Source organism: Rahnella contaminans, from assembly GCF_011065485.1.
GTDB lineage: Bacteria > Pseudomonadota > Gammaproteobacteria > Enterobacterales > Enterobacteriaceae > Rahnella > Rahnella contaminans.
Window position 1 is genome coordinate 1,769,194 of the sequence record NZ_JAADJS010000001.1, and the last position, 20,699, is coordinate 1,789,892.

Consider the following 20,699-nt stretch of genomic DNA (forward strand, 5'->3'; position numbering starts at 1 on the left):
GCAGGCAAGAGAATCATTAACTCATTGAAAGACAAGTATAAAAATAAAACCATAAAACTGGCATGGTTTATGTATAGCAGTAGATGAAAACTTTTAACCACTTCAATTTAAGTACACAGAAATCCCCTAAGGCACTGGCATTGCAGGAAGGCGGCAAGCGAAGGAGTCCCGATGAGCTGACATGCGTCAGTGATTCGGTCGGGTGAACGCAGCCAACGCACCTGCGGTGCCAGGGACGACGGGGATTTGGAGAGTAGACATGAACCGGTTCATTATCGCCGACCCTAAAAAATGCATCGGCTGCCGTACCTGTGAAATTGCCTGCGTCATGGCGCACAGCGATTCTCAGGATATCTCGCTGCTGAACGCCGCCACGTTCGCCCCGCGCCTGCACGTCATTAAAGGCGTGAATCTCAGTACGCCGGTGATGTGCCGCCAGTGCGAAGACGCGCCCTGCGCCAACGTCTGCCCGAATGGCGCGATCCTGCGCACCGGCGACCACGTTCAGGTGATGCAGGAACGCTGCATCGGCTGCAAAACCTGCGTTGTCGCCTGCCCGTATGGCGCGATGGAAGTGGTCACCAAACCGATTTTCCGCCAGAACGGTGCCGCAATGGTTGCCACGTCCGACAAAGCTGAAGCGCATAAATGCGACCTGTGCCACACCCGCGCAGAAGGCCCGGCGTGCATGGAAATCTGCCCGACCAAGGCGCTTTACGCCATCGACCGTAATCACTTACAGGAAATGAACGCAGAAAAACGCCGCCGCGCTGCGCTCGACAGCACATCTCCCCTGCTGTTTTAACTCCGGATAGAGGAAGTAATCACATGAAAAAAATCACCACCGTCTGCCCGTATTGCGGGGCCGGCTGTAAATTGAATCTGGTTGTGGATAATGGAAAAATCATTCGCGCCGAAGCCGCCAATGGCGTCACTAATCAGGGTGAACTCTGTCTGAAAGGTTATTACGGCTGGGATTTCCTTAACGATACCAAACTGCTGACCCCGCGCCTGACGCAGCCAATGATCCGCCGTCAGAAAGGCGGAAAATTTGAAGCCGTCAGTTGGGATGAAGCCATTCGCTATACCGCGCAGCGCCTGAAAGAAATCAAACAAAAACATGGCCCGCGCGCCATCATGCATACCGGTTCTTCCCGCGGTACCGGCAACGAAACCAACTATGTGATGCAAAAGTTTGCCCGTGCGGTCATCGGCACCAACAACGTCGACTGCTGCGCCCGCGTGTGCCACGGCCCGTCCGTTGCCGGTTTGCAGGCGACGCTCGGTAACGGCGCAATGAGTAACTCCATCGGCGATATCGAGAATTCAAAATGCCTGCTGGTAATCGGCTATAACTGCGCGGACTCCCACCCGATCGTCGCGCGCCGCGTGATCAAAGCCAAAGAAAAAGGCGCACAGATTATCGTCTGTGATCCGCGCCGCATCGAAACCGCGCGCATTGCGGATCAGCATCTGCAAATCAAAAACGGCTGTAACATGGCGCTGGTGAACGCGTTCGCCCATGTACTGATCGAAGAAAACCTGTATGACCACGACTACGTGGCGAAATACACCGAAGGCTTCGAGGAATACCGCAAAAACGTTGCCGATTATTCACCGGAAGCGGTCGCCGAACAGACCGGCGTTTCTGCACAGCAAATCCGTCAGGCGATGCGCACTTACGCCGCCGCCCCTTCTGCCACCATCATGTGGGGCATGGGCGTGACTCAGTTTGGTCAGGCTGTAGACGTGGTGAAAGGGCTGGCCGGGCTGGCGCTGCTGACCGGTAATCTGGGCCGAGCCAACGTCGGTGTCGGGCCGGTTCGCGGACAAAATAATGTGCAGGGTGCCTGTGATATGGGCGTTCTGCCGAATGAATTCCCCGGCTATCAGGCTGTCACCGACGCAAAAGTTCGTGCGAAATTCGCCGATGCGTGGGGCATTGACGTTAACCAGATGGACGCGGAAGTCGGCCACCGCATCACCGAAATCCCGCACCTGGCGATTGAAGGCCACGTGAAAGCCTACTACATCATGGGCGAAGATCCGTTGCAGACCGAAGCTGATTTAGGTCTGGTGCGCAAAGGCTTCGAGGCGCTGGAATTTGTCGTTGTGCAGGACATATTCATGACCAAAACCGCTGAACAGGCCGACGTCATTCTGCCTGCCACGTCGTGGGGCGAACACGGCGGTGTGTTCTCTTGTGCTGACCGCGGCTTCCAGCGTTTCGAAAAAGCCATCGAACCGAAATACAACGTCAAACGCGACTGGGAAATCATCAGCCTGCTGGCGACAGAACTCGGTTATCCGATGCATTACAACGATAACCAGGAAATCTGGGACGAAATGCGTGAGCTGTGCCCGCTGTTCTACGGCGCAACCTACGAAAAAATGGGCGAACTTGGGCACGTTCAGTGGCCTTGCACCACCCTCGAAAGCCCGGGGACGCAGTACCTTTACGCCGACAACCGATTCGATACGCCAACCGGCAAAGGCCAGCTGTTTGCCGCACCGTGGCGCGCACCGGCAGAAGTGCCGGATGACAGTTATCCGCTGGTGCTGTGTACCGTCCGCGAAGTCGGTCACTATTCCTGCCGCTCAATGACCGGCAACTGCGCCGCTTTGCAAACACTGGCCGACGAACCGGGCTTTGTGCAGATGCACCCGCAGGACGCCGAAGCGCTCGGCATCCGCGACCAGCAACTGGTCTGGGTCGCCTCGCGCCGTGGCAAAGTCATTTCACGCGCCAACTTCAATGAACGTATCAATATCGGCGCGGTGTACATGACCTATCAGTGGTGGATTGGTGCCTGTAACGAACTGACGCAGGATAATCTGGATCCGGTCTCTAAAACGCCGGAAACCAAGTATTGCGCCGTTAACGTTCAGCAGATTGCCGACCAGCGCTGGGCGGAAAACTACGCACAGCAAACCTACAGCGACATGAAAGCGCGTCTGCGCAGCGCCGTTGAGGATGTGATCCCGGTGATTGAGGTTTAGTTTTTTTAACTCCCAAAATAGAGGGTTTTAAGCTCCTTCCCCTGCGCAGGGGGAGGAGCACACCCAAAATCCCAAGAGGCTGTATGTTTGATTCTCACGTGATCCGTATCTGCGGCAAGGTTCAGGGCGTCGGTTTCCGGCCTTTTATCTGGCAACTGGCAGAACGGATGCAGCTTCGCGGCGAGGTGTGTAATGACAGTGCGGGCGTGGAAATCAGACTTTTTCAGCCGGGCGATATCGACGCTTTTATCGCTCAGGTAAAACGCGATTGTCCGCCGCTGGCGCGCATCGACAGTATCCGTTTCGACCCTTTCGACTGGCAAACGCCTCCTGAGGATTTCACCATCACGCCCAGCCGCCAGAGCCAGATGGACACGCAAGTGGCACCCGATGCGGCGACCTGTCCGGAATGTCTGAAGGAAATCACCCGCCGCGGCGACCGCCGTTTCGGCTATGCCTTTACCAACTGCACGCACTGCGGTCCGCGTTTTACGCTGATCCGCGCCATGCCTTACGACCGTCCTTCCACCAGCATGGCGGAATTCATGCTCTGCCCGGAATGTCAGCGGGAATATCAAAACCCGGCCGACCGGCGCTTTCACGCACAACCGGTCGCCTGTCCGGACTGCGGGCCACAAGTGCGCGCCACGCGGCAAAACGGCGAAACGCGGGTGCAGGGAAATGCAGCGCTCAGCTACGCCGTGGCCGCATTGCAGGCGGGTGAAATTGTTGCGATCAAAGGGCTGGGCGGTTTTCATCTGGCATGCGATGCCACGCAACAGAATGCAGTTATGCGGCTGCGGGAACGCAAAAATCGCCCGTCAAAACCGCTGGCGGTAATGCTGCCGGATATCGGCTGGCTGGCGCAATGCAGTGACGACAGTCCGCAGTTTGCGTTGCGGGAGCTTCTGAGTTCGCCTGCCGCGCCGATTGTGCTGACGGCAAAAAGCACCACGTCGCCTTTGTGCGCGGCGGTGGCGCCGGAGCTGGATGAAGTCGGGCTGATGCTGCCGTTTACGCCGTTGCATCATTTGCTGATGCAGGCCTGCGGCACCCCGCTGGTGATGACGTCAGGGAATGCGGCAGGGCGTGCGCCGGTTTTAAACAATGACGATGCACTTCGTCAGCTCGGCAAAATTGCCGACGTCTTCCTGTTGCATAACCGCGACATCGTTCAGCGCGCCGACGATTCGCTGGTTCGCCTGACACCGCAGGGCACCGAAGTTCTGCGTCGTGCGCGAGGTTTTGTGCCGGATGCGCTGCCACTGCCCGCCGGTTTCAACACCCAGCCGCCAGTGCTGGCGCTGGGCGGCGACCTCAAAAATACGTTTTGTCTGGTACGCGGCAATCAGGCCATTCTCAGCGCGCATTTCGGATCGCTGGCTGACGGCGATATTGCCCGCCAGCAACAGCAGGCCATGGAGCATTTCCGGCAGCTTTATGAATGCACGCCGGTGGCGATTGCCCGCGATGCGCATCCTGCTTATGTCAGCCACGTTCAGGCAGAAAGCCACGGAATACGGGTGGTTGATGTATTTCACCATCACGCGCATCTCGCGGCGTGTCTGGCAGAAAACGGCTGGCCGCTGGACGGCGGAAAAGTCATCGGGCTGGCGCTGGACGGGCTGGGTTACGGCATTCCGGCAGGCAAAACCGGCACGCTGTGGGGCGGTGAATGTTTGCAGGTGGATTATCTGCATTGCGAACATTTAGGAGGTTTACCTGCCGTAGCGCTGCCCGGTGGCGACCGCGCGGCGCGTGAACCGTGGCGCAATTTGCTGGCACAGTGGCAGGCTTTCGTGCCCGGCTGGCAGTCGCTGCACGAATCGCGCGTGCTGGATGAACACCCGTGGCTGCCGTTGTCGAAAGCCATCGCCGCCGGAGTGAATTCGCCGCTGGCGTCTTCCTGCGGGCGACTGTTTGATGCCGTCGCTGCCGCGCTCGGCTGTGCACCGGCGCAGCTGAGTTGGGAAGGCGAAGCCGCCTGCCGGCTTGAAGCACTGGCTCACCGCGCGGAAGGCATTTCGCATCCGGTTACGCTCCCGCTGTGCCATACATCCGGTGGCGTATTTCTGGATTTAGCCACTTTCTGGCAGCAGTGGCTCGCCTGGCAGGCACCGCCTGCTGCACGGGCTTTCGCTTTTCATGACGCCCTCGCGCAGGGTTTTGCCGCCCTCGCCCGTTTTCATTGTGCCCGCACCGGTATCCGTACCGTTGCACTCGGCGGCGGTGTTTTGCATAACCGCCTGCTGCGCCAGCGTTTGCACCATCATCTGTCGCCCTTGCGGGTGCTGATGCCGCAAAACGTCCCGGCCGGTGACGGCGGGCTGGCGCTGGGTCAGGCGGTGGTCGCCTGTGCGCGCCTTCAGTTCTCTTCTTTTATTTCTGCTTCTGTTTCAGCTTCTGTTTCAACTTCTTTATCAAAACAATAAGGATCCCCATGATTAGCCGTGACATTTTCCACACACACCGCCGCGCTTCCTGGCTTTTAACCGGACTGGTGGTCATCAATTTACTGGCCTGGGCCTGGGCATTTCTGGTGTTTCGCCATCATACGGCACTGATGGCAGCGGCGTTGCTGGCTTACGGCTATGGCTTGCGGCACGCGGTCGATGCGGATCACATTGCGGCTATCGATAACGTGACCCGCAAGCTGATGCAACAGGGACAGCGGCCGGTGGCGGTCGGGGCATTTTTCTCACTCGGGCATTCCAGCATTGTGGTGCTGGCCTGTGTGGCGATCGCCGCCACATCGCTGGTTTTCGGCAATAAAATCGGCTGGCTGCATGATTATGGCGGCACCCTCGGCACGCTGATTTCTGCACTGTTTTTACTGATGATGGCGCTGCTGAATGCGTTGATTTTGCGGGATGTATATCGTCGTTTTCAGAAAGTTAAACAAGGGCAGACTTTCTCAGATAAAGAAGAGCTGAATCAGGTTCAGGGCGGCATCATGAGCCGGATTTTCAGTTTCGCATTTAATCTGGTGAATAAAAGCTGGCAGATGTATCTGGTCGGATTTTTGTTCGGGCTGGGGTTTGATACCGCCACGGAAATCGGTCTGCTGGGCATTTCCGCGGCGGGCGCGTCTTCCGGGATGTCCGTCTGGAGTATTTTGATTTTCCCGGCGCTGTTCGCCAGCGGCATGGCACTTGTCGACTCGCTCGACAATTTTGTCATGGTGGGCGCGTACGGCTGGGCGTTTGATAAACCGGTTCGCAAGCTCTATTACAATATGACTATTACAGCCACCAGCGTATTTATCGCCCTGTTTATCGGCGGGCTGGAAGCGCTCGGGCTGATGGCGGACAAGCTGGATTTGCACGGCGCATTCTGGCGCGTTGTCGGAGAACTCAATGACAATATGGGCAGCGTCGGGTATGCCGCCGTGGCAATTTTTGTGGTGTTCTGGGGCATTTCCGCCCTCAATTATCGCCGCAAAGGCTACGACAGTCTGGCGGTCTGACTCGTTAAAACGCCGTCTGCTCTATATGTTAACCGCTATGCGTCATTGGGCAGCGTTAGCTGTTTTTCCAGCCGCAGTTTATCGCCGTCCGTAACCGTAATCATGATTTGCGTTTTCCCACCGGGTCTGACGGCAAAACGCATTTGCCCGAGCGGTTGCGCCTGGCTGGCGGAAAGATTCATGTTCTGGCTCTGGCGGCTGGTGCTGGTTCCGGCGGTGCTTTCCTGCGAAACGGACACCGCCACCTGACAAGCGCAGGCTTTGGTGAGGCTGACCATCGGCGTTACCGTGTAGGTTTGGGCGTCATTATGGGTATCAAACCAGAGCTGGTTGGACATTACGGCAGCAATCAGAAGTAAGTGCATCACATTTATCCTCTGGATCCAGTCGAAAAAAAACAGGGCTCGTGCCCTGTTTTTCATTTCGCGCGCAGGCTTAGTGCTGGTTAGTATAAGCCACGTTTGAAGTGCCTACCTGAGTCACACTGGTCAGGCTGCCATTGGCACTCTGACTGTTCTGAGACAAGTTGGCCCAGCCAGACTGAGATACCAGAACCTGGCTCTGATCGGCGCTTTGGTTCACGTTAGCCGTGTTAAGACCGCCATTTTTCTGAATAATGCTGATCAGGCTCTTATCACCGGTTTGAGACGTGGTTGCGGCATTTTTGTAGCCATTCTGATTAATAGCGGTCAGTGAATTCTTAACCCCGCTTTGGTCAGCATTGGCATAGTTACCGTTACCTTCCTGATAGATCTGGATTTCAGAGTTCCACTGAGTCGTCGAGAATGTGGGTACTGTTGACGGAGGAGTGGACGGACCGGATGGGCCAGAACCGCCCCCACCGTAACCACCACCTGCAAATGCACTGCCACTGACGACTAAAGCGGAGACTGCCACAATTTTCCAAAGTTTCATGATGCTACCCCATTGGTTTAATATCGGATGTCATGTCATAAGAACGTATGTTTGCTAATGCTGTGTCACTCTAATCGCCATTCCTGACGAGTTTTGTACGACACCGCTGCTCTGGTTCGTACCATTCTGGCGAATTTCCGTCACACTCCGGCCTTTTTGCAGAATGTAAGCCGTATTGCCAAAATTTTGTTGCGTAATGGATGCATCCCCGCCGCCGCTTTGCGATATGTAGGCAAAATTATCGCTGCCGCTTTGGGAAATATCAGCGTTATTCCCATTACCTCTCTGATTTACCACCGCGGTATTTTCTGTACCTATCTGACGAATAACGCTTGAACTGCCGGAACTCGTCTGATTCGTATAGGCCACATTACTGTTACCGTTCTGGTAAATCGTTGATGAATTCCCTGATGAATTTCTCGCGCCAGCAAAATACTGATCCGGACTGTCAGAATTTAAATCTGAGTAACCCATGTCAGATTGTTGTGCGTGAACGACCCAGGATATGGAAAGTAACGCCAGGGTCAGTAATGTCTTCTTCATTTCGTCACCTTTTTAAACCCGACGCCTGATAATAAGCTCGCCGGTTTTATTGCTGCTGACGAATTGATTATGGTGTTTCATCCGAATAAGAAACTCACCCGCACGTCGTATTTTAATTTCCAGCTTCATCAAAAAGTATGAGGATGTACTTCTCATGCGGATTGACCAGAACATTTAAGTAAAAGGTCAGCGCGGCTAATCTACCCCATGGCATTAATCCTAAAGTGCTAAAAAATAGCCGGCCAAATAATCACACAAATGCAACTATTCTTAATAAAATACTGACACGCATTCGGCCATAAAAGAGATCTTTCGCACATTTCCAACCCTTAACATTGCCCGTAAAGCTCCTGTTCAGCTTGCTTCACCCCGCGTTATCTGGCCGCAAAAGGGCTTTTGCACTGCCTCACCTAAGCTAAATCAAATGTATGACAGGCTGATAATGGGTTTATTCACGATGAATCATGCAGACCGTTGCAGTTTCCGGAGGGATATTTGCGTTAAGTAATCCTTAAATTCGCAGCCTTAACAAGGACGAACGTTAAGATTGTGTAAGTTCATTACTTAAATTCTCTTTAAGCTGGGCGCTGAAAAATTAATACAATACATTAAGAAAATTTTATACATTTTACGTTACATTTTGAAACATAAATAAGCCTTGCGTAAGGGAAACCAAAAGCTAAATTGAGTCTGTACCGCACATAAAACGACCTGAAATATTATGTGCCTCAGGTTGCGTATATTTTCAGTTTTCAGATATACACAGCAAACATACAGCTATAGATTTAGCAAAATAAAATCACAGTCTATTTTATGCCTGTTTTAATTGTCAGGCATTGGCCGGCTGTGGCGATAATAAATCAGGGCAGGGTTTCATTATGAGTAATGAAGCAGCAATCAATAATAATATTCTTTTATTAGTGACCAAACCATCATTACAAGCCAGCGCTTTATTGCAGCAATTAAAACAACAACTTTACGTTAATACCCGGTTGCACAATATTCATAAGTCTCTGGACGATCAATATCTTCAGGAGACATTAATTCTCTTCGATATGATGGAAGCGGACCGCAGGACCATTGAATCCTGGCAGTCAGCCATTAACCGGTATCACAGCAGCGTAAAGTTACTGCTGCTGAATACGCCCGATAATTATCATTTCCGTGAAATCGAAACCTGGCCACGGATCAGCGCCGTTTTTTATCTTTCGACCGATGAAGAGCATCTGGTGGAAGGTATCAGAAGCGTGATCCGCGGGGAATGCTATTTCTCTCAGGGGTTCGCCAGCTATCTGATCAATCAGTCCGGCGCTTTCCGCCATCTTCACAGTGAAGACACCGGTCTGACCCACCGTGAAAAAGAGATCCTGAATAAGTTACGTGTTGGCGCGTCGAACACGGAAATCGCACGTCTGCTGTTTATCAGCGAGAACACCGTCAAAACGCATCTTTATAATTTATTTAGGAAAATTTCCGTCAAGAACCGTACTCAGGCGGCTTCCTGGGCTAACGACAATCTCAAGCGCTGACATCATGACTCCTTGTATGAAATCGTTCTGGCTCTGGCTGGCGCTGCTTTGTGCTACCTGCGTACATGTCCAGGCCGCTGATGTACGGGATCCGGGGTTGATTACCGACCGCACGGTGACGTCGGTGGGTCACGATTTTTACCGTGGTTTTACCGACCGCTGGGATCAGAACTACCCGGAAACGATCACTATTTCAGAAAGACCCAGCGCCCGCTGGGGCAGTTGGATCACCATAAAAATAGGTCAGGACACCTTGTATCAGACTCTGCTGTTTCCGAACCGTCGCAATTTTAATAAGGACATCGATACCGCCATTGCCGGGGTCACGGAAGCCTTATCACGGCGGCAGCTAGACAAAGCACTACTTGGCACCGGGGATCTTGCCCATGACGAATTTTAATGCACAGCCTCTTTTAAGGAGAGCATCGTGAATATTCCAGTCTCTGTCCCGCGTTCGGTGATGCTGCTGGCATTGCTGACGGCGTCCCCGTTGTCCTGGGGCGGCAATATGGTTTTCCAGTTCATCAACCCGAATTTCGGCGGCAACCCGAATAATGGCGCGTTTCTGCTCAATGAGGCGCAGGCGCAAAACTCGTATAAAGACCCCGATGCGTATGATTTCGGCACGTCCAGTACTTCAGCGCTGGATAACTTTACCGCGTCTATCCAGTCGCAATTACTGGGCAGCCTGATGGGTAACGTGAATCAGGGGAAACCGGGGCGGCTGGTGACACAGGACTTTATTGTGGATATCCAGAATACCGACGGGCAGCTGGTGATGAATGTCACTGACCGCAAAACCGGCAAAATTTCCACTATTCAGGTTCAGGGTTTGTCTGCAACGACTAACTGATTCCGATGACCAATAAAAACAGGAACAACATCATGCGCAGCTATTTATTACTCATCGCAGTTTTTGTGCTGAGCGGGTGCCTCACAGCAGCACCGAAAGAAGCCGCCAAACCCACGTTATTGCCGAGAGCACAAAGTTATACGGATCTGACGCATCTCCCGTCACCCCAAGGGCGAATTTTTGTCTCGGTTTACAATATTCAGGATGAAACGGGCCAGTTCAAACCGTATCCGGCGAGTAACTTCTCGACGGCAGTACCGCAGAGCGCCACGGCCATGCTGGTTTCCGCATTGAAAGATTCGAAATGGTTTATTCCTCTGGAACGTCAGGGTCTGCAAAACCTGCTCAATGAACGCAAAATTATCCGTGCCGCACAGGATAACGGCAGCGTCGCCATCAATAACCAGCGCCCGCTTTCCTCTCTGGTGGCCGCGAATATCCTGATTGAAGGCTCGATTATTGGCTATGAAAGCAATGTGAAATCAGGCGGGATCGGGGCACGTTATTTCGGCATTGGCGCCAGCACGCAGTATCAGCTGGATCAGATTGCGGTGAACCTGCGCGCGGTCGACGTCAATACCGGGGAAGTGTTGTCATCGGTAAATACCAGCAAAACAATCCTGTCGTATGAAGTGCAGGCCGGGGTGTTCCGCTTTATCGATTACCAGCGTCTGCTGGAAGGCGAACTCGGTTACACCACCAACGAACCGGTGATGTTGTGCCTGATGTCGGCCATTGAGTCGGGTGTAATTTATCTGGTGAATGATGGTATCGACCGCAATCTGTGGCAGTTGCAGAATCCTTCGGATATCAATTCTCCGATCCTGCAACGCTACAAAAACAGCGTTGTCCCCACCGATTCCTGATAATGGAGGGGAGTTGCGAAGGGAAGTGGCGGGTTGAAGCCACTTCCCTTCTTTTTTAAGATGGTTCAGCTTTCACTGTCTGGCGGTAATTGCTGACGCGCTTTTTGTCCTCAAGATTAAAGTCCGGATCCAGATAAATACTGACCCGTTTTATCAGTAAATCCTCGAACACAAACACCGTGCAGAAATGATGACGCCCCGCTTCTGACGTTGGCCAGCGGTCGCCGTTTTGCATCACGCCGCGCATCTGTCCTTCCAGCACAATCGTGTCGCCATCACTCAGAAAGGCGAAAGCATCCTGAATATGCTGAATTTTGTCTATCTCCAGCGCAAAACGTTTGCCCAGCTCTCCCAATGACGATTTACCCTGGGCGGTACCAAATTTCGGGAAGAACAGCACGACGTCTTCAGCAAAGAGATCTAACAATGAAGCATCCGCCTGATCCAGTTTGGCGTAGAAATTCTTAACGATTTCAATGCGTTTTTCTTTCAGTTCGTGTTCAGCCATTTTCACCTCGAAATTCTCCATCCAATATTTAAGCCTAGTGACTGCCGCTGATTTTGCCAGTTATGCGGTGAGGCTCACAAAATTGCCAGTACCGTCCGGAGAAGAGTTTTCTGCACTCAGCCGCGGAATTCTCTACACTGGCAAGAATTTTCTGATCATGTCCCCTTACACTTTGGAGAGTCACGGATGCCTCAGTTCAACCGGGCAGGAAGCGCAATGCCCCCTGTTCCTTCGCCCGCACGTGCTTTTATCATGGCGATATGCCTGTTGCAGGGCCTGTTGCTGTATTTCTTTTTCTCTGCCCCGGAAACGCCCGCGCTGATTCGCTTTACGCATAATATTTACGGGCAAACTATGGCACTGGTATTACCGGTGCTGATTTCGCTGGCGGTTACGCGGCTGAAAGACGGCCGGTTCTGGGCAAGTATTATCGTCTTCACCCTGCTGCTGGCCGGGCTGGCGGCATGGGCAAAAAGTAATATTTTTGCAAATATGACGGACAGCATTCTTGTTCCATTCCAGCTGTCGCTGGGGTTACTGACGTTCTTTATTTTGCCGTGGCTTCAGGTTCAGGCTTTCCCGCCGGAGACGCGCTACCGCTACATCCATCTGGCGGCCTGTTACAGCCAGAATATTCTGTGCGTGATGTTAACGGTGCTGCTGATGCTGCTGGCCGTTGCGGTGGTCGCGCTGTGGGCGGCACTGTTCCGGCTGATCGGCATCGAATACTTCCACCAGTTGTTTTACGATACGCCGCTGGTCGGCTGGCTGCTTTACGGCGTGCTTCTGGGCATCAGCATTGTCACCTGCCGCACCCAGCCTTCGCTGATGAACACGACGCGCAACATCATCCGTTTTATCCTGAAAGGTCTGTTGCCGCTGGTGGCGTTTATCGCGCTGATTTTCCTGTTTGCGCTGCCGTTTACCGGCCTGAACGCGCTGTCTCAGGCGTGGTCGGCGGCAAGTCTGCTGACCACCATGGCGCTGAGCGTGCTGATCCTGGTAAATGTGGTGCGGGAAACTGACAGCCCGGTGAAGCCTTATCCGCGAGCCATCCGCCTGATGGTCAACGCCGCGATTTTGCTGCTGCCGGTGTATGCCGCGCTGGCGCTGTACGCCACCGGTCTGCGCGTGTCGCAATACGGCTGGACGCCGTCGCGGATCTGGGCGATGCAGATTATTGTCGTCACGCTGATCGCGTCGGTTTGCTACAGTTTTTCCGTTATCGATAAGCGCCCGGACTGGTTGCCGCGCATTACGCAGTTCAACAAACCACTGTCGCTGCTGGTGGTTTTACTGGTGATTGCCTGCAACAGCCCGCTGCTGGATCCTTACCGCATCAGCGTGAATAGCCAGATTGCGCGGCTGGACAGCGGGAAAACGCAGGCTAAAGATCTCTCACTGAATCTGCTGCGTTTCGACACCGGCCGACGGGGGAATGAGGCGCTGGTGAAACTCCAGGAGAATCCGGCGTTCACCCGGGATCCACGATTGCAGGCGTCCTTGAAAAACATGATGGCGCAAACTTCCCGCTGGGGGGCTTACAGCGTTAAAGAGGCTGAAAATGCCGCGAAAAACTACCGCATTGAAGACGCGAAAAAACAGATCCTCCTGGCCAAAGGCGCATCGCAGCCGGATGACTCCTGGTGGAAAAGCCTGCCTGAGCTAGAGAATTACCGAAGTACCCTGCGCGATTGTCTGAGTTTAGAAGGCGCATGCATCATCAATACGCTGGATCTGAACAACGATAAGCAGAAAGAAATTTTCTTCTGTAATACGTTTGATACGCCGTCCATCAACTGCCGGATTTTCGCCCGTCAGGCCGGAAAATGGGCACAAACCGGAGAGCTTTATCTGTATGAAGGGAAGGATAAAGACGCGCTGATTCAGGCGCTGCGCAACGGTGAGGTCAGGCCTGTACAACGGAAATGGGCAGACGTGCAGATCGACGGCAAGCGTCGGGTGATCCACTACAACAGCGATAACGACTGATTGATTTCTTCACCGGCAGACGCCCTGCCGGTGAAGCTTCCCGCATTTGCATTCCCCCGGACTATTTTCCCGGCAGCATCCGCGTAAAGGTATCGTCTTTGCGAAAATAGTGATGATAAATCCCCGCCAGCGCGTGTAAGCCAATCAGGTAATACCCGCAGTTCGCCAGGAATTCATGGGCCGTGCGTACCGTGCGGCGCGCAGAAGGATCCGGCGAGATAAACTGCGGCACCTGCCAGCCAAACAAAACCCAGTCGCGCCCGCCAAATTCCAGCGTCAGCACGCCGAGCACCGGCAGCGAAAGAAACAGCAGATACAAAACAGCGTGTACGGCGTGAGACGCCGCAATCTGCCAGCGCGGCAGCGGCGGCGTGATGGCCGGCGTGGTATTTCGCGTGCGCAGGAAAATGCGCACCCACATCAGCAGCCAGACGCAAATCCCGAAATTGAAATGCAGCAATCGCACCAGCGGCTGATTATCTTCCGGGAAATAATCGCGGGTCAGCATGGCGGCGTAGGTCAGAATAATCATCAGTAACGTCGCCCAGTGCAGGCTTATCTGGGAAAGCGAATAACGGGTTTTCATAAATCGTTTCCTGTCCGGAGATAAGTATCAGGGAACCATCGGCACGAAAAATGAGTATAGGAAATAAATACGCAGACTTTATGAAGACCGCAGGACTCACCCTTCCGGTCATTATGACGGGAAAAGTGAATAATCTGACGGGATATGTCATCCTGCCGGAAGCGCATCGCGATAGAATCTCTCCATACCCCAGTCCAATGACATGCAGAGGATTTTCCAATGAAATTGATCAGTCAGAATTTTGAGAACGGCGCACCGATGCCGGGCGAGCTGGCATTTGCCGTTCAGGATGCACAAAACCACCTGGCGCTTTCCTCCAACCGTAACCCGCACTTAGCCTGGAGCGACGTACCGGAAAACACCCGTTCGTTTGCGCTGGTTTGTGTGGATCCGCATGTGCCGGGCCGTCCGGACGACGTGAATCAGGAAGGCAAGGTGGTTTCCGCATCATTGCCGCGTATCGATCTGTTCCACTGGCTGCTGGTGGATATTCCTGCTGATACCCGTGAGATTGCCGAAGGCAGCCACAGCGACAGCGTGACGCCAAAAGGTAAACCGGCGTTGCCCGCTGAAGCCGGAATGCGTCATGGCATCAACGGTTATACCGCGTGGTTTGGCGACGACGAAAATATGGGCGGCGATTACTACGGTTACGACGGTGCCTGCCCGCCGTGGAATGATGAAATTGCGCACGACTACGTGTTTACGCTGTATGCACTGGATATTCCTTCACTGGAATTACAGGATAAATTCTACGGCCCGGATGTGCTGGCCGCTATCGAAGGCCACGTTCTGGCACAGGCCAGCCTGACCGGGACTTACACCTTAAATCCGGACGTGAAGTAATGCCCTCTGGCAGGAGAAACTATGCCCTCTGAAGGTCGCAGCAATGCAGAAAATCTTCTGCCAAACCAACTGCCGGTCATCCACGACCGGCTTTTTTCGCTGGCGCGGCCTTATCTGCAACAGCCGCATCAGGTGTCCAGTTTCCGGTTTTTCGAGCCATCGCTGCTGCGGGTGAATTCCGGGCAACTGACGCTGAGTCAGGAGCACGACGCGCCGGTGAAGCTGGGAAACACGCCGCATCTGATGGTGATTTCGCAACATACGCAGGCGCACGTCAGCAAAACCGTCAGTGCAGAAAGCGGGATTTTCTCGTCGCTGTTTCTCGGGTTTTCGCCTGCGCTGATCGCCGGGTTTTACCGCGATAACGCCCCGCTTCTGTCGCCCCTCACGCCGCTTAACGGCTTTCAGATCGTACCGCTGGACGATGAATTACAGGAAACGCTGGATTATTGTCTGCACGGTCTGAAAAATCCGGCCAGCACGGCGGTGCAGCAAAACCGTCTGACCGGCGTGCTGATCGCACTGGCGGAGCGCGGAATTTTATTCATGCCGCGCGCCGGTGAACCGCTGGGCACCCGGCTGACCACGCTGCTGGCTTCCGCGCCGGAATTTGCCTGGACCGCCGCCAGCGCCAGCCAGCAACTGGCTATGAGTGAAGCCACGCTGCGGCGGCGGCTGGTGGAAGAGCAAATCAGCTTCCGGACATTGTTGCAGGATATCCGCATGCATCACGCCATGACCCTGCTGCAAACCACGCGCTGGAGCCTGTCACAAATCGCCGATGCGTGCGGCTATCGCGCCAGTTCGCGGTTTTCCCTGCGTTTTCGCGAGCGGTTTGGCTGTTCACCTGCTGACATCCGTTAAACAAAGAGCCGTTAATAAAAAGAGTGAATAAAAAAGCCAGTCACCTCAGATGACTGGCTTTGATGTTTTCCGCTTTTAACGCGTCAGAAAATTATTCAGATTCAGCCGGCGGTTCGTTACCGTTTTTTTTCGGTGCCAGCAGGCCATCGGCGCGGAACATCGCTTTAATGCCGCGCACCGCCTGACGGATGCGATCCTGATTTTCGATTAACGCGAAACGCACATGGGTATCGCCGTAATCACCGAAACCAATGCCCGGCGACACGCAGACTTTCGCATCCGCCAGCAGACGTTTGGCGAATTCCAGCGAGCCTAAGTGGGCATACGCAGGCGGGATTTTCGCCCAGACGTACATCGACGCTTTCGGATTTTCCACCATCCAGCCCGCTTCGTGCAGCCCGCGCACCAGCACGTTTCGGCGCTGACGATATTGTTCGGCAATGTCTTTCACGCATTGCTGGTCGCCTTCCAGCGCCGCAATCGCCGCCACCTGCAACGGGGTAAATGTGCCGTAATCATGATAACTCTTGATACGCGCCAGCGCGCTGACCAGCTCAGGATTGCCGACCATAAAGCCGATACGCCAGCCCGCCATGTTGTAGCTTTTGGACAGTGTGAAGAATTCCACCGCGATGTCTTTTGCGCCCGGCACCTGCATGATCGACGGCGCTTTCCAGCCGTCATACACGATATCGGCATACGCCAGGTCGTGGATCACCAGTACGTTGTATTGTTTTGCCAGCGCCACCACGCGCTCGAAGAAATCCAGTTCCACGCATTGCGCCGTCGGGTTCGACGGGAAACCGAGGATCATCATTTTCGGTCGCGGAATGGTTTCGCGAATGGCTTTTTCCAGCTCGGCAAAGAAATCCACACCTTCCGCCAGCGGCACGGAGCGCACCTGCGCACCGGCAATCACTGCGCCGTAGATGTGGATCGGATAACTTGGGTTTGGCACCAGAACGGTATCACCGTGATCGAGCGTCGCCAGCATCAGATGCGCCAGCCCTTCTTTCGACCCGATGGTGACGATAGCTTCGCTTTCCGGATCGATTTCAACCTGATAGCGGTCGGCATACCAGCGGGAAATCGCCCGGCGAAGACGCGGAATGCCGCGGGATGTCGAGTAACCGTGCGTGTCTTCACGCTGTGCAACCTGCACCAGCTTTTCCACGATGTGCGGCGGTGTCGGGCCGTCAGGATTCCCCATACTGAAATCGATAATGTCCTCGCCACGGTGGCGTGCAGCCATTTTCAGCTCAGCAGTAATGTTGAAAACATAAGGGGGAAGACGATCAATGCGCGAAAAACGACGGGGTGAACTGGAATCAGCCATAATTTCCTCTGGGATACGTAAGCGCCCGGACCGTCCGAGCGACGCTGGCCGCGTTGCGGCCTTCAACGAACATATCGCAGAGGAAAAAATCTGTCGAGAGATTGAGCAACATTTTTTTAACTAAAGTTTTTAGCTAAGATCTTTAACTAAAGGCGCGTATCGCTGGCAAGCAGCCCCAGCAGCCAGTCATTTTTCCATTCGTCGCCAATGCGGTAGCTGTCACGCAGCCTTCCTTCATACTGAAAACCACATTTCTCCAGCACGCGTCGCGATGCGTCGTTACCTTCCAGCACGTTGGCCTGCAAACGGTGGAATCCGCACTGGTCGAAAGCAAAATTTAATACTTCGCGTAATGACTCGACCGCATAGCCTTTGCGCTGATGTTCCGGTGCCAGAATGAAGCCCACTTCGCCCTGCTGATACGGACGCCAGTCGGGGAAAAATCCGGTCAGCCCCACCGCCGCGCCGGTTTCTTTTTCGCGGATCAGCAGGCAGAGCCAGAAATCGCAGTAACGATCCCAGTTGCCAAGACGCTGCTCAAAACGGCTGTGAACCTGCGCGGGCGTTTCGATATCGCCGATAAAACGCATGACTTCCGGCGTCTGGTACAACCGCAAAAAGAACGCCCAGTCGTCAGTCTGGATTGGCTGCATGATAAGCCGCGGCGTTGATAACGAGATCATTTCTGGCTGTTCTCCATTTTTAGATAGCGTTTTGGACCTGAACCGGACCGCATTCCGTCCTTTGGTGGTGAATCTCTGACCTTTTATTTATAATAACGGCTGAATCCATTTGGCACAGATATGTATTACTGTGCAGAGAAATCACCATGCCTCACATGTTTGATATGCTGCTGGCGGTCTTTGACCGTGCGGCGCTGATGCTCATCTGTCTGTTCTTCCTCACGCGTACCCCGCTGTTCCGTAAACTGCTGCACAAAGAAAATGATAATCATACGGCGCTGGAACTGGCGGCGGTCACCGCGATTTTCTCGCTGTTTGCGATTTTCGGCACACTTTCGGGGATAAACGTTGAAGGCTCGCTGATTAACGTGCGGACTATCGCCATTATGTCCGGCGGCATTCTGTTCGGGCCGTGGGTCGGTATTATTACCGGCGTGATTTCGGGTACTCACCGTTTTCTTATCGACATTCACGGGCCGACGTCCATTCCGTGTCTGATCACCAGTATTACCGCCGGTTTTCTTTCCGGCTATATCAATAAAAAAGTCAAAAAAGCACTGCACTGGAAAGTCGGTATTCTGGCCGGCATGCTGTGCGAAACGCTGACCATGATCCTGATTTTACTGATGGCCCGGCCGTTTTCGCTCGGGCTGGATATCGTGATGAATATCGCCGCGCCGCTGATCCTCGGTGCCAGTTCGATTGGCCTTATCGTGATTCTGGTGCAAAGCGTCGAGGATGAAAAAGAAGTTATTGCTGCCCGGCAGGCGCGGCTCGCGCTGGATATCGCCAATAAAACGCTGCCCTACTTCAGGAATATCAATGCTGAATCGTTAGACAGCATCTGCCGGATTATCCGCGATGATATCGACGCCGATGCCGTCGCTATTACCGATACCAGGAACATTCTTGCGTACGTCGGCACGGGTGCGGAAGAATACAATATCGGCCACGAAGCGCTCAGCGAGATCACCAAGGCTACGCTGGAAAGCGGCCAGATTACCGTCAAAAATAACGACGAGATGCACCGCACACCACAAATTCACTCGCTGATTATTATCCCGCTGTGGGAAAAAGGCGAAGTGACCGGTTCCCTGAAAATCTATTATTGCGACCCGCACCGAATAACCTATTCCCTGAAAGTCATGGCGATCGGGCTGTCGCAAATTATGTCGACGCAGATGGAAGTTTCGCGCACCGAGCAGCTGCGTGAGATGGCGAATAAAGCTGAAATGCGCGCCCTGCAAAGTAAAATTAACCCACATTTTCTGTTTAACGCACTGAATGCCATATCGTCTTCAATTCGCGCCCGCCCTGACGTCGCACGGCAGCTGATCATCAATCTCTCCCGCTATTTGCGCTATAACCTGGAACTGAACGATGAGCTGATTGATCTGCGCAAGGAACTGCATCAGGTGCAGGATTACATCGCCATCGAGCAGGCGCGGTTTGGCAGCAAGCTGACGGTGATTTATGACATTGATGACGATATTTCGGTGAAAATCCCCAGCCTGCTGATCCAGCCGCTGGTGGAGAATGCTATTGTCCACGGGATCCAGAAGTGCAGCGGAAAAGGTGTGGTGGTGATTTCAGTGAAGCATCAGCCTGACGGCGTGAAGGTTTCTGTGAAAGACACCGGCCACGGCATCAATCAGGAAACCATTGACCGCGTTGAGCGCAACGAAATGCCGGGCAATAAAATCGGCCTGCTAAATGTGCATCACCGCGTTTCGCTGTTATACGGCCAGGGGCTGACAATCCGCCGCCTTGAACCGGGGACGGATATTTCATTTTTAATCACCAAGGCCTCTTCCGCAGTGGCAAATGCCCTTGAGAGCAAAATAGCCTGAAGCGGAAGACCCGTGCAGTTACTGTTCGCTAATTATCATTTTTTGAAGCATTTAACCTGCCGCCCGCGTTTCGGGCGAACGCATCGGGGAATATTCCATGAAAGCCATTATCGTCGAAGATGAAATACCGGCTCAGGAAGAACTGAGTTATCTGATTAATACGCACAGCAGCATCAAAATTGAAGCGATATTCGATGACGGGCTGGATGTGCTGAAATATCTGCAAACGAATGAAGTCGATGCGATTTTCCTCGATATCAGCATTCCTTCGCTCGACGGCGTTTTGCTGGCGCAAAATATCAGTAAATTTGCGCATAAGCCTTACATTGTCTTTATCACCGCCTACAAAGAACACGCCGCCGAAGCCTTTGAAATTGAAGCGTTTGACTACATTCTCAAGCCGTATCACGAATCCCGTATCGTCACGATGCTGCAAAAACTCGAATCGCATTTTCAGCGTGACAGCCAGGATAAGCAGGAAGCTTCCGCGCCCGCGCCGAGTAACGCGCCGCGCGTCAGCCACAGCATTAATCTCATCAAAGATGAGCGCATTATCGTGACGGACATTAACGATATTTATTACGCAGCCGCGCAGGAAAAGGTGACGCAGGTGTATACCCGCAAAGAAGAATTCACCATGCCGATGAATATCACCGAACTGTGCAACCGCCTGCCGGAAGAGCATTTTTTCCGCTGCCACCGTTCGTATTGCGTGAACTTGTCGAAAATCCGCGAGATTGTGCCGTGGTTTAACAACACCTACATTTTGCGGTTAAGTGATCTGGATTTCGAAGTGCCGGTCAGCCGGAGCAAGGTAAAGGAATTCAGGCAGTTAATGCGGTTCTGATGTTACGGCCTCCCC

At 53.6% G+C, this 20,699-nt stretch carries 20 protein-coding genes; 13 read left to right on the forward strand and 7 right to left on the reverse strand.

Features of this window, described 5'->3' with window-relative positions:
• The first annotated feature begins 259 nt into the window (after nt 1–259).
• The 4 genes from hydN to GW579_RS07825 all read left to right on the forward strand — a co-directional run bounded on the left by hydN (nt 260) and on the right by GW579_RS07825 (nt 6,466).
• Nucleotides 260–805, forward strand: coding sequence for an electron transport protein HydN (hydN, locus tag GW579_RS07810; RefSeq protein ID WP_152324472.1), 546 nt, complete (start codon nt 260–262; stop codon nt 803–805).
• A 23-nt stretch (nt 806–828) separates the two neighbouring features.
• Nucleotides 829–3,000 (forward strand): formate dehydrogenase subunit alpha, encoded by a 2,172-nt coding sequence (fdhF, locus tag GW579_RS07815; protein ID WP_165058390.1) that lies wholly within the window; start codon nt 829–831, stop codon nt 2,998–3,000.
• 83 nt (nt 3,001–3,083) lie between these two features.
• Nucleotides 3,084–5,432, forward strand: coding sequence for a carbamoyltransferase HypF (hypF, locus tag GW579_RS07820; protein ID WP_165058392.1), 2,349 nt, complete (start codon nt 3,084–3,086; stop codon nt 5,430–5,432).
• A gap of 8 nt (nt 5,433–5,440) precedes the next feature.
• Nucleotides 5,441–6,466 (forward strand): HoxN/HupN/NixA family nickel/cobalt transporter, encoded by a 1,026-nt coding sequence (locus GW579_RS07825; protein ID WP_165058394.1) that lies wholly within the window; start codon nt 5,441–5,443, stop codon nt 6,464–6,466.
• Between the two features lie 35 nt (nt 6,467–6,501).
• Here the strand turns inward: GW579_RS07825 and csgC are convergent, their stop codons facing one another.
• From csgC to GW579_RS07840, 3 genes are all read right to left on the reverse strand, one after another.
• Nucleotides 6,502–6,831 (reverse strand): curli assembly chaperone CsgC, encoded by a 330-nt coding sequence (gene csgC / locus GW579_RS07830; protein WP_165058397.1) that lies wholly within the window; start codon nt 6,829–6,831, stop codon nt 6,502–6,504.
• Nucleotides 6,832–6,901: 70 nt separating this feature from the next.
• Nucleotides 6,902–7,381, reverse strand: coding sequence for a curlin (locus GW579_RS07835; protein WP_152324477.1), 480 nt, complete (start codon nt 7,379–7,381; stop codon nt 6,902–6,904).
• A 54-nt stretch (nt 7,382–7,435) separates the two neighbouring features.
• Nucleotides 7,436–7,924 carry a curlin gene (locus GW579_RS07840; RefSeq protein WP_152324478.1) on the reverse strand — a complete coding sequence of 163 codons (489 nt, stop codon included), beginning with the start codon at nt 7,922–7,924 and terminating at the stop codon, nt 7,436–7,438.
• An 878-nt stretch (nt 7,925–8,802) separates the two neighbouring features.
• On the opposite strand from GW579_RS07840, the gene csgD reads away from it, so the two are divergent.
• The 4 genes from csgD to csgG are packed head-to-tail and all read left to right on the forward strand — an operon-like array spanning nt 8,803 to nt 11,172.
• The gene (gene csgD, locus GW579_RS07845) at nt 8,803–9,453 is read left to right on the forward strand and encodes a biofilm master transcriptional regulator CsgD (protein WP_152324479.1); all 651 of its coding nucleotides are present in this window, start codon (nt 8,803–8,805) and stop codon (nt 9,451–9,453) included.
• Between the two features lie 16 nt (nt 9,454–9,469).
• On the forward strand, nt 9,470–9,853 hold the full coding sequence (gene csgE, locus GW579_RS07850) for a curli production assembly/transport protein CsgE (RefSeq protein WP_152324480.1): 384 nt from the start codon (nt 9,470–9,472) through the stop codon (nt 9,851–9,853).
• A 60-nt stretch (nt 9,854–9,913) separates the two neighbouring features.
• Complete coding sequence (gene csgF / locus GW579_RS07855) at nt 9,914–10,306, forward strand: curli production assembly/transport protein CsgF (RefSeq protein WP_152324726.1); 393 nt, start codon at nt 9,914–9,916, stop codon at nt 10,304–10,306.
• Between the two features lie 32 nt (nt 10,307–10,338).
• Nucleotides 10,339–11,172 carry a curli production assembly/transport protein CsgG gene (gene csgG / locus GW579_RS07860; RefSeq protein WP_152324481.1) on the forward strand — a complete coding sequence of 278 codons (834 nt, stop codon included), beginning with the start codon at nt 10,339–10,341 and terminating at the stop codon, nt 11,170–11,172.
• 55 nt (nt 11,173–11,227) lie between these two features.
• On the opposite strand, the gene GW579_RS07865 is transcribed toward csgG, so the two are convergent.
• The gene (locus GW579_RS07865; RefSeq protein WP_152324482.1) at nt 11,228–11,680 is read right to left on the reverse strand and encodes a nuclear transport factor 2 family protein; all 453 of its coding nucleotides are present in this window, start codon (nt 11,678–11,680) and stop codon (nt 11,228–11,230) included.
• A 216-nt stretch (nt 11,681–11,896) separates the two neighbouring features.
• Between GW579_RS07865 and GW579_RS07870 the strand changes: the two genes are divergently transcribed.
• A complete protein-coding gene (locus GW579_RS07870; RefSeq protein WP_235937323.1) occupies nt 11,897–13,672 on the forward strand; it encodes a DUF4153 domain-containing protein in 1,776 nt (591 codons plus the stop codon).
• 61 nt (nt 13,673–13,733) lie between these two features.
• Here the strand turns inward: GW579_RS07870 and GW579_RS07875 are convergent, their stop codons facing one another.
• Entirely contained in the window at nt 13,734–14,258 is a 525-nt protein-coding gene (locus tag GW579_RS07875) for a cytochrome b (RefSeq protein WP_165058400.1), read from the reverse strand.
• Between the two features lie 219 nt (nt 14,259–14,477).
• Here GW579_RS07875 and GW579_RS07880 point away from each other — a divergent pair, with 219 nt between their 5' ends.
• Both GW579_RS07880 and GW579_RS07885 read left to right on the forward strand, forming a co-directional pair.
• Nucleotides 14,478–15,104, forward strand: coding sequence for a YbhB/YbcL family Raf kinase inhibitor-like protein (locus tag GW579_RS07880; RefSeq protein ID WP_165058402.1), 627 nt, complete (start codon nt 14,478–14,480; stop codon nt 15,102–15,104).
• Between the two features lie 21 nt (nt 15,105–15,125).
• Nucleotides 15,126–15,968 carry a helix-turn-helix transcriptional regulator gene (locus GW579_RS07885; RefSeq protein ID WP_165058404.1) on the forward strand — a complete coding sequence of 281 codons (843 nt, stop codon included), beginning with the start codon at nt 15,126–15,128 and terminating at the stop codon, nt 15,966–15,968.
• 91 nt (nt 15,969–16,059) lie between these two features.
• On the opposite strand, the gene alaC is transcribed toward GW579_RS07885, so the two are convergent.
• Nucleotides 16,060–17,304 carry an alanine transaminase gene (alaC, locus tag GW579_RS07890; RefSeq protein ID WP_152324487.1) on the reverse strand — a complete coding sequence of 415 codons (1,245 nt, stop codon included), beginning with the start codon at nt 17,302–17,304 and terminating at the stop codon, nt 16,060–16,062.
• 146 nt (nt 17,305–17,450) lie between these two features.
• Complete coding sequence (locus tag GW579_RS07895; protein ID WP_152324488.1) at nt 17,451–17,987, reverse strand: GNAT family N-acetyltransferase; 537 nt, start codon at nt 17,985–17,987, stop codon at nt 17,451–17,453.
• A 146-nt stretch (nt 17,988–18,133) separates the two neighbouring features.
• On the opposite strand from GW579_RS07895, the gene GW579_RS07900 reads away from it, so the two are divergent.
• Entirely contained in the window at nt 18,134–19,837 is a 1,704-nt protein-coding gene (locus GW579_RS07900) for a sensor histidine kinase (RefSeq protein WP_165058406.1), read from the forward strand.
• A 97-nt stretch (nt 19,838–19,934) separates the two neighbouring features.
• Nucleotides 19,935–20,684, forward strand: a complete 750-nt coding sequence (locus tag GW579_RS07905) for a LytR/AlgR family response regulator transcription factor (RefSeq protein ID WP_152324490.1) — start codon at nt 19,935–19,937, stop codon at nt 20,682–20,684.
• The last annotated feature ends 15 nt before the right edge of the window (nt 20,685–20,699 follow it).

Bases quoted from the DNA above. Each gene is read 5' to 3' on its own strand.
- hydN (WP_152324472.1), top strand. From the start codon at position 260: ATGAACCGGTTCATTATCGCCGACCCTAAAAAATGCATCGGCTGCCGT.
- fdhF (WP_165058390.1), top strand. From the start codon at position 829: ATGAAAAAAATCACCACCGTCTGCCCGTATTGCGGGGCCGGCTGTAAA.
- hypF (WP_165058392.1), top strand. From the start codon at position 3,084: ATGTTTGATTCTCACGTGATCCGTATCTGCGGCAAGGTTCAGGGCGTC.
- GW579_RS07825 (WP_165058394.1), top strand. From the start codon at position 5,441: ATGATTAGCCGTGACATTTTCCACACACACCGCCGCGCTTCCTGGCTT.
- csgC (WP_165058397.1), bottom strand. From the start codon at position 6,831: ATGCACTTACTTCTGATTGCTGCCGTAATGTCCAACCAGCTCTGGTTT.
- GW579_RS07835 (WP_152324477.1), bottom strand. From the start codon at position 7,381: ATGAAACTTTGGAAAATTGTGGCAGTCTCCGCTTTAGTCGTCAGTGGC.
- GW579_RS07840 (WP_152324478.1), bottom strand. From the start codon at position 7,924: ATGAAGAAGACATTACTGACCCTGGCGTTACTTTCCATATCCTGGGTC.
- csgD (WP_152324479.1), top strand. From the start codon at position 8,803: ATGAGTAATGAAGCAGCAATCAATAATAATATTCTTTTATTAGTGACC.
- csgE (WP_152324480.1), top strand. From the start codon at position 9,470: ATGAAATCGTTCTGGCTCTGGCTGGCGCTGCTTTGTGCTACCTGCGTA.
- csgF (WP_152324726.1), top strand. From the start codon at position 9,914: ATGCTGCTGGCATTGCTGACGGCGTCCCCGTTGTCCTGGGGCGGCAAT.
- csgG (WP_152324481.1), top strand. From the start codon at position 10,339: ATGCGCAGCTATTTATTACTCATCGCAGTTTTTGTGCTGAGCGGGTGC.
- GW579_RS07865 (WP_152324482.1), bottom strand. From the start codon at position 11,680: ATGGCTGAACACGAACTGAAAGAAAAACGCATTGAAATCGTTAAGAAT.
- GW579_RS07870 (WP_235937323.1), top strand. From the start codon at position 11,897: ATGCCCCCTGTTCCTTCGCCCGCACGTGCTTTTATCATGGCGATATGC.
- GW579_RS07875 (WP_165058400.1), bottom strand. From the start codon at position 14,258: ATGAAAACCCGTTATTCGCTTTCCCAGATAAGCCTGCACTGGGCGACG.
- GW579_RS07880 (WP_165058402.1), top strand. From the start codon at position 14,478: ATGAAATTGATCAGTCAGAATTTTGAGAACGGCGCACCGATGCCGGGC.
- GW579_RS07885 (WP_165058404.1), top strand. From the start codon at position 15,126: ATGCCCTCTGAAGGTCGCAGCAATGCAGAAAATCTTCTGCCAAACCAA.
- alaC (WP_152324487.1), bottom strand. From the start codon at position 17,304: ATGGCTGATTCCAGTTCACCCCGTCGTTTTTCGCGCATTGATCGTCTT.
- GW579_RS07895 (WP_152324488.1), bottom strand. From the start codon at position 17,987: ATGATCTCGTTATCAACGCCGCGGCTTATCATGCAGCCAATCCAGACT.
- GW579_RS07900 (WP_165058406.1), top strand. From the start codon at position 18,134: ATGCCTCACATGTTTGATATGCTGCTGGCGGTCTTTGACCGTGCGGCG.
- GW579_RS07905 (WP_152324490.1), top strand. From the start codon at position 19,935: ATGAAAGCCATTATCGTCGAAGATGAAATACCGGCTCAGGAAGAACTG.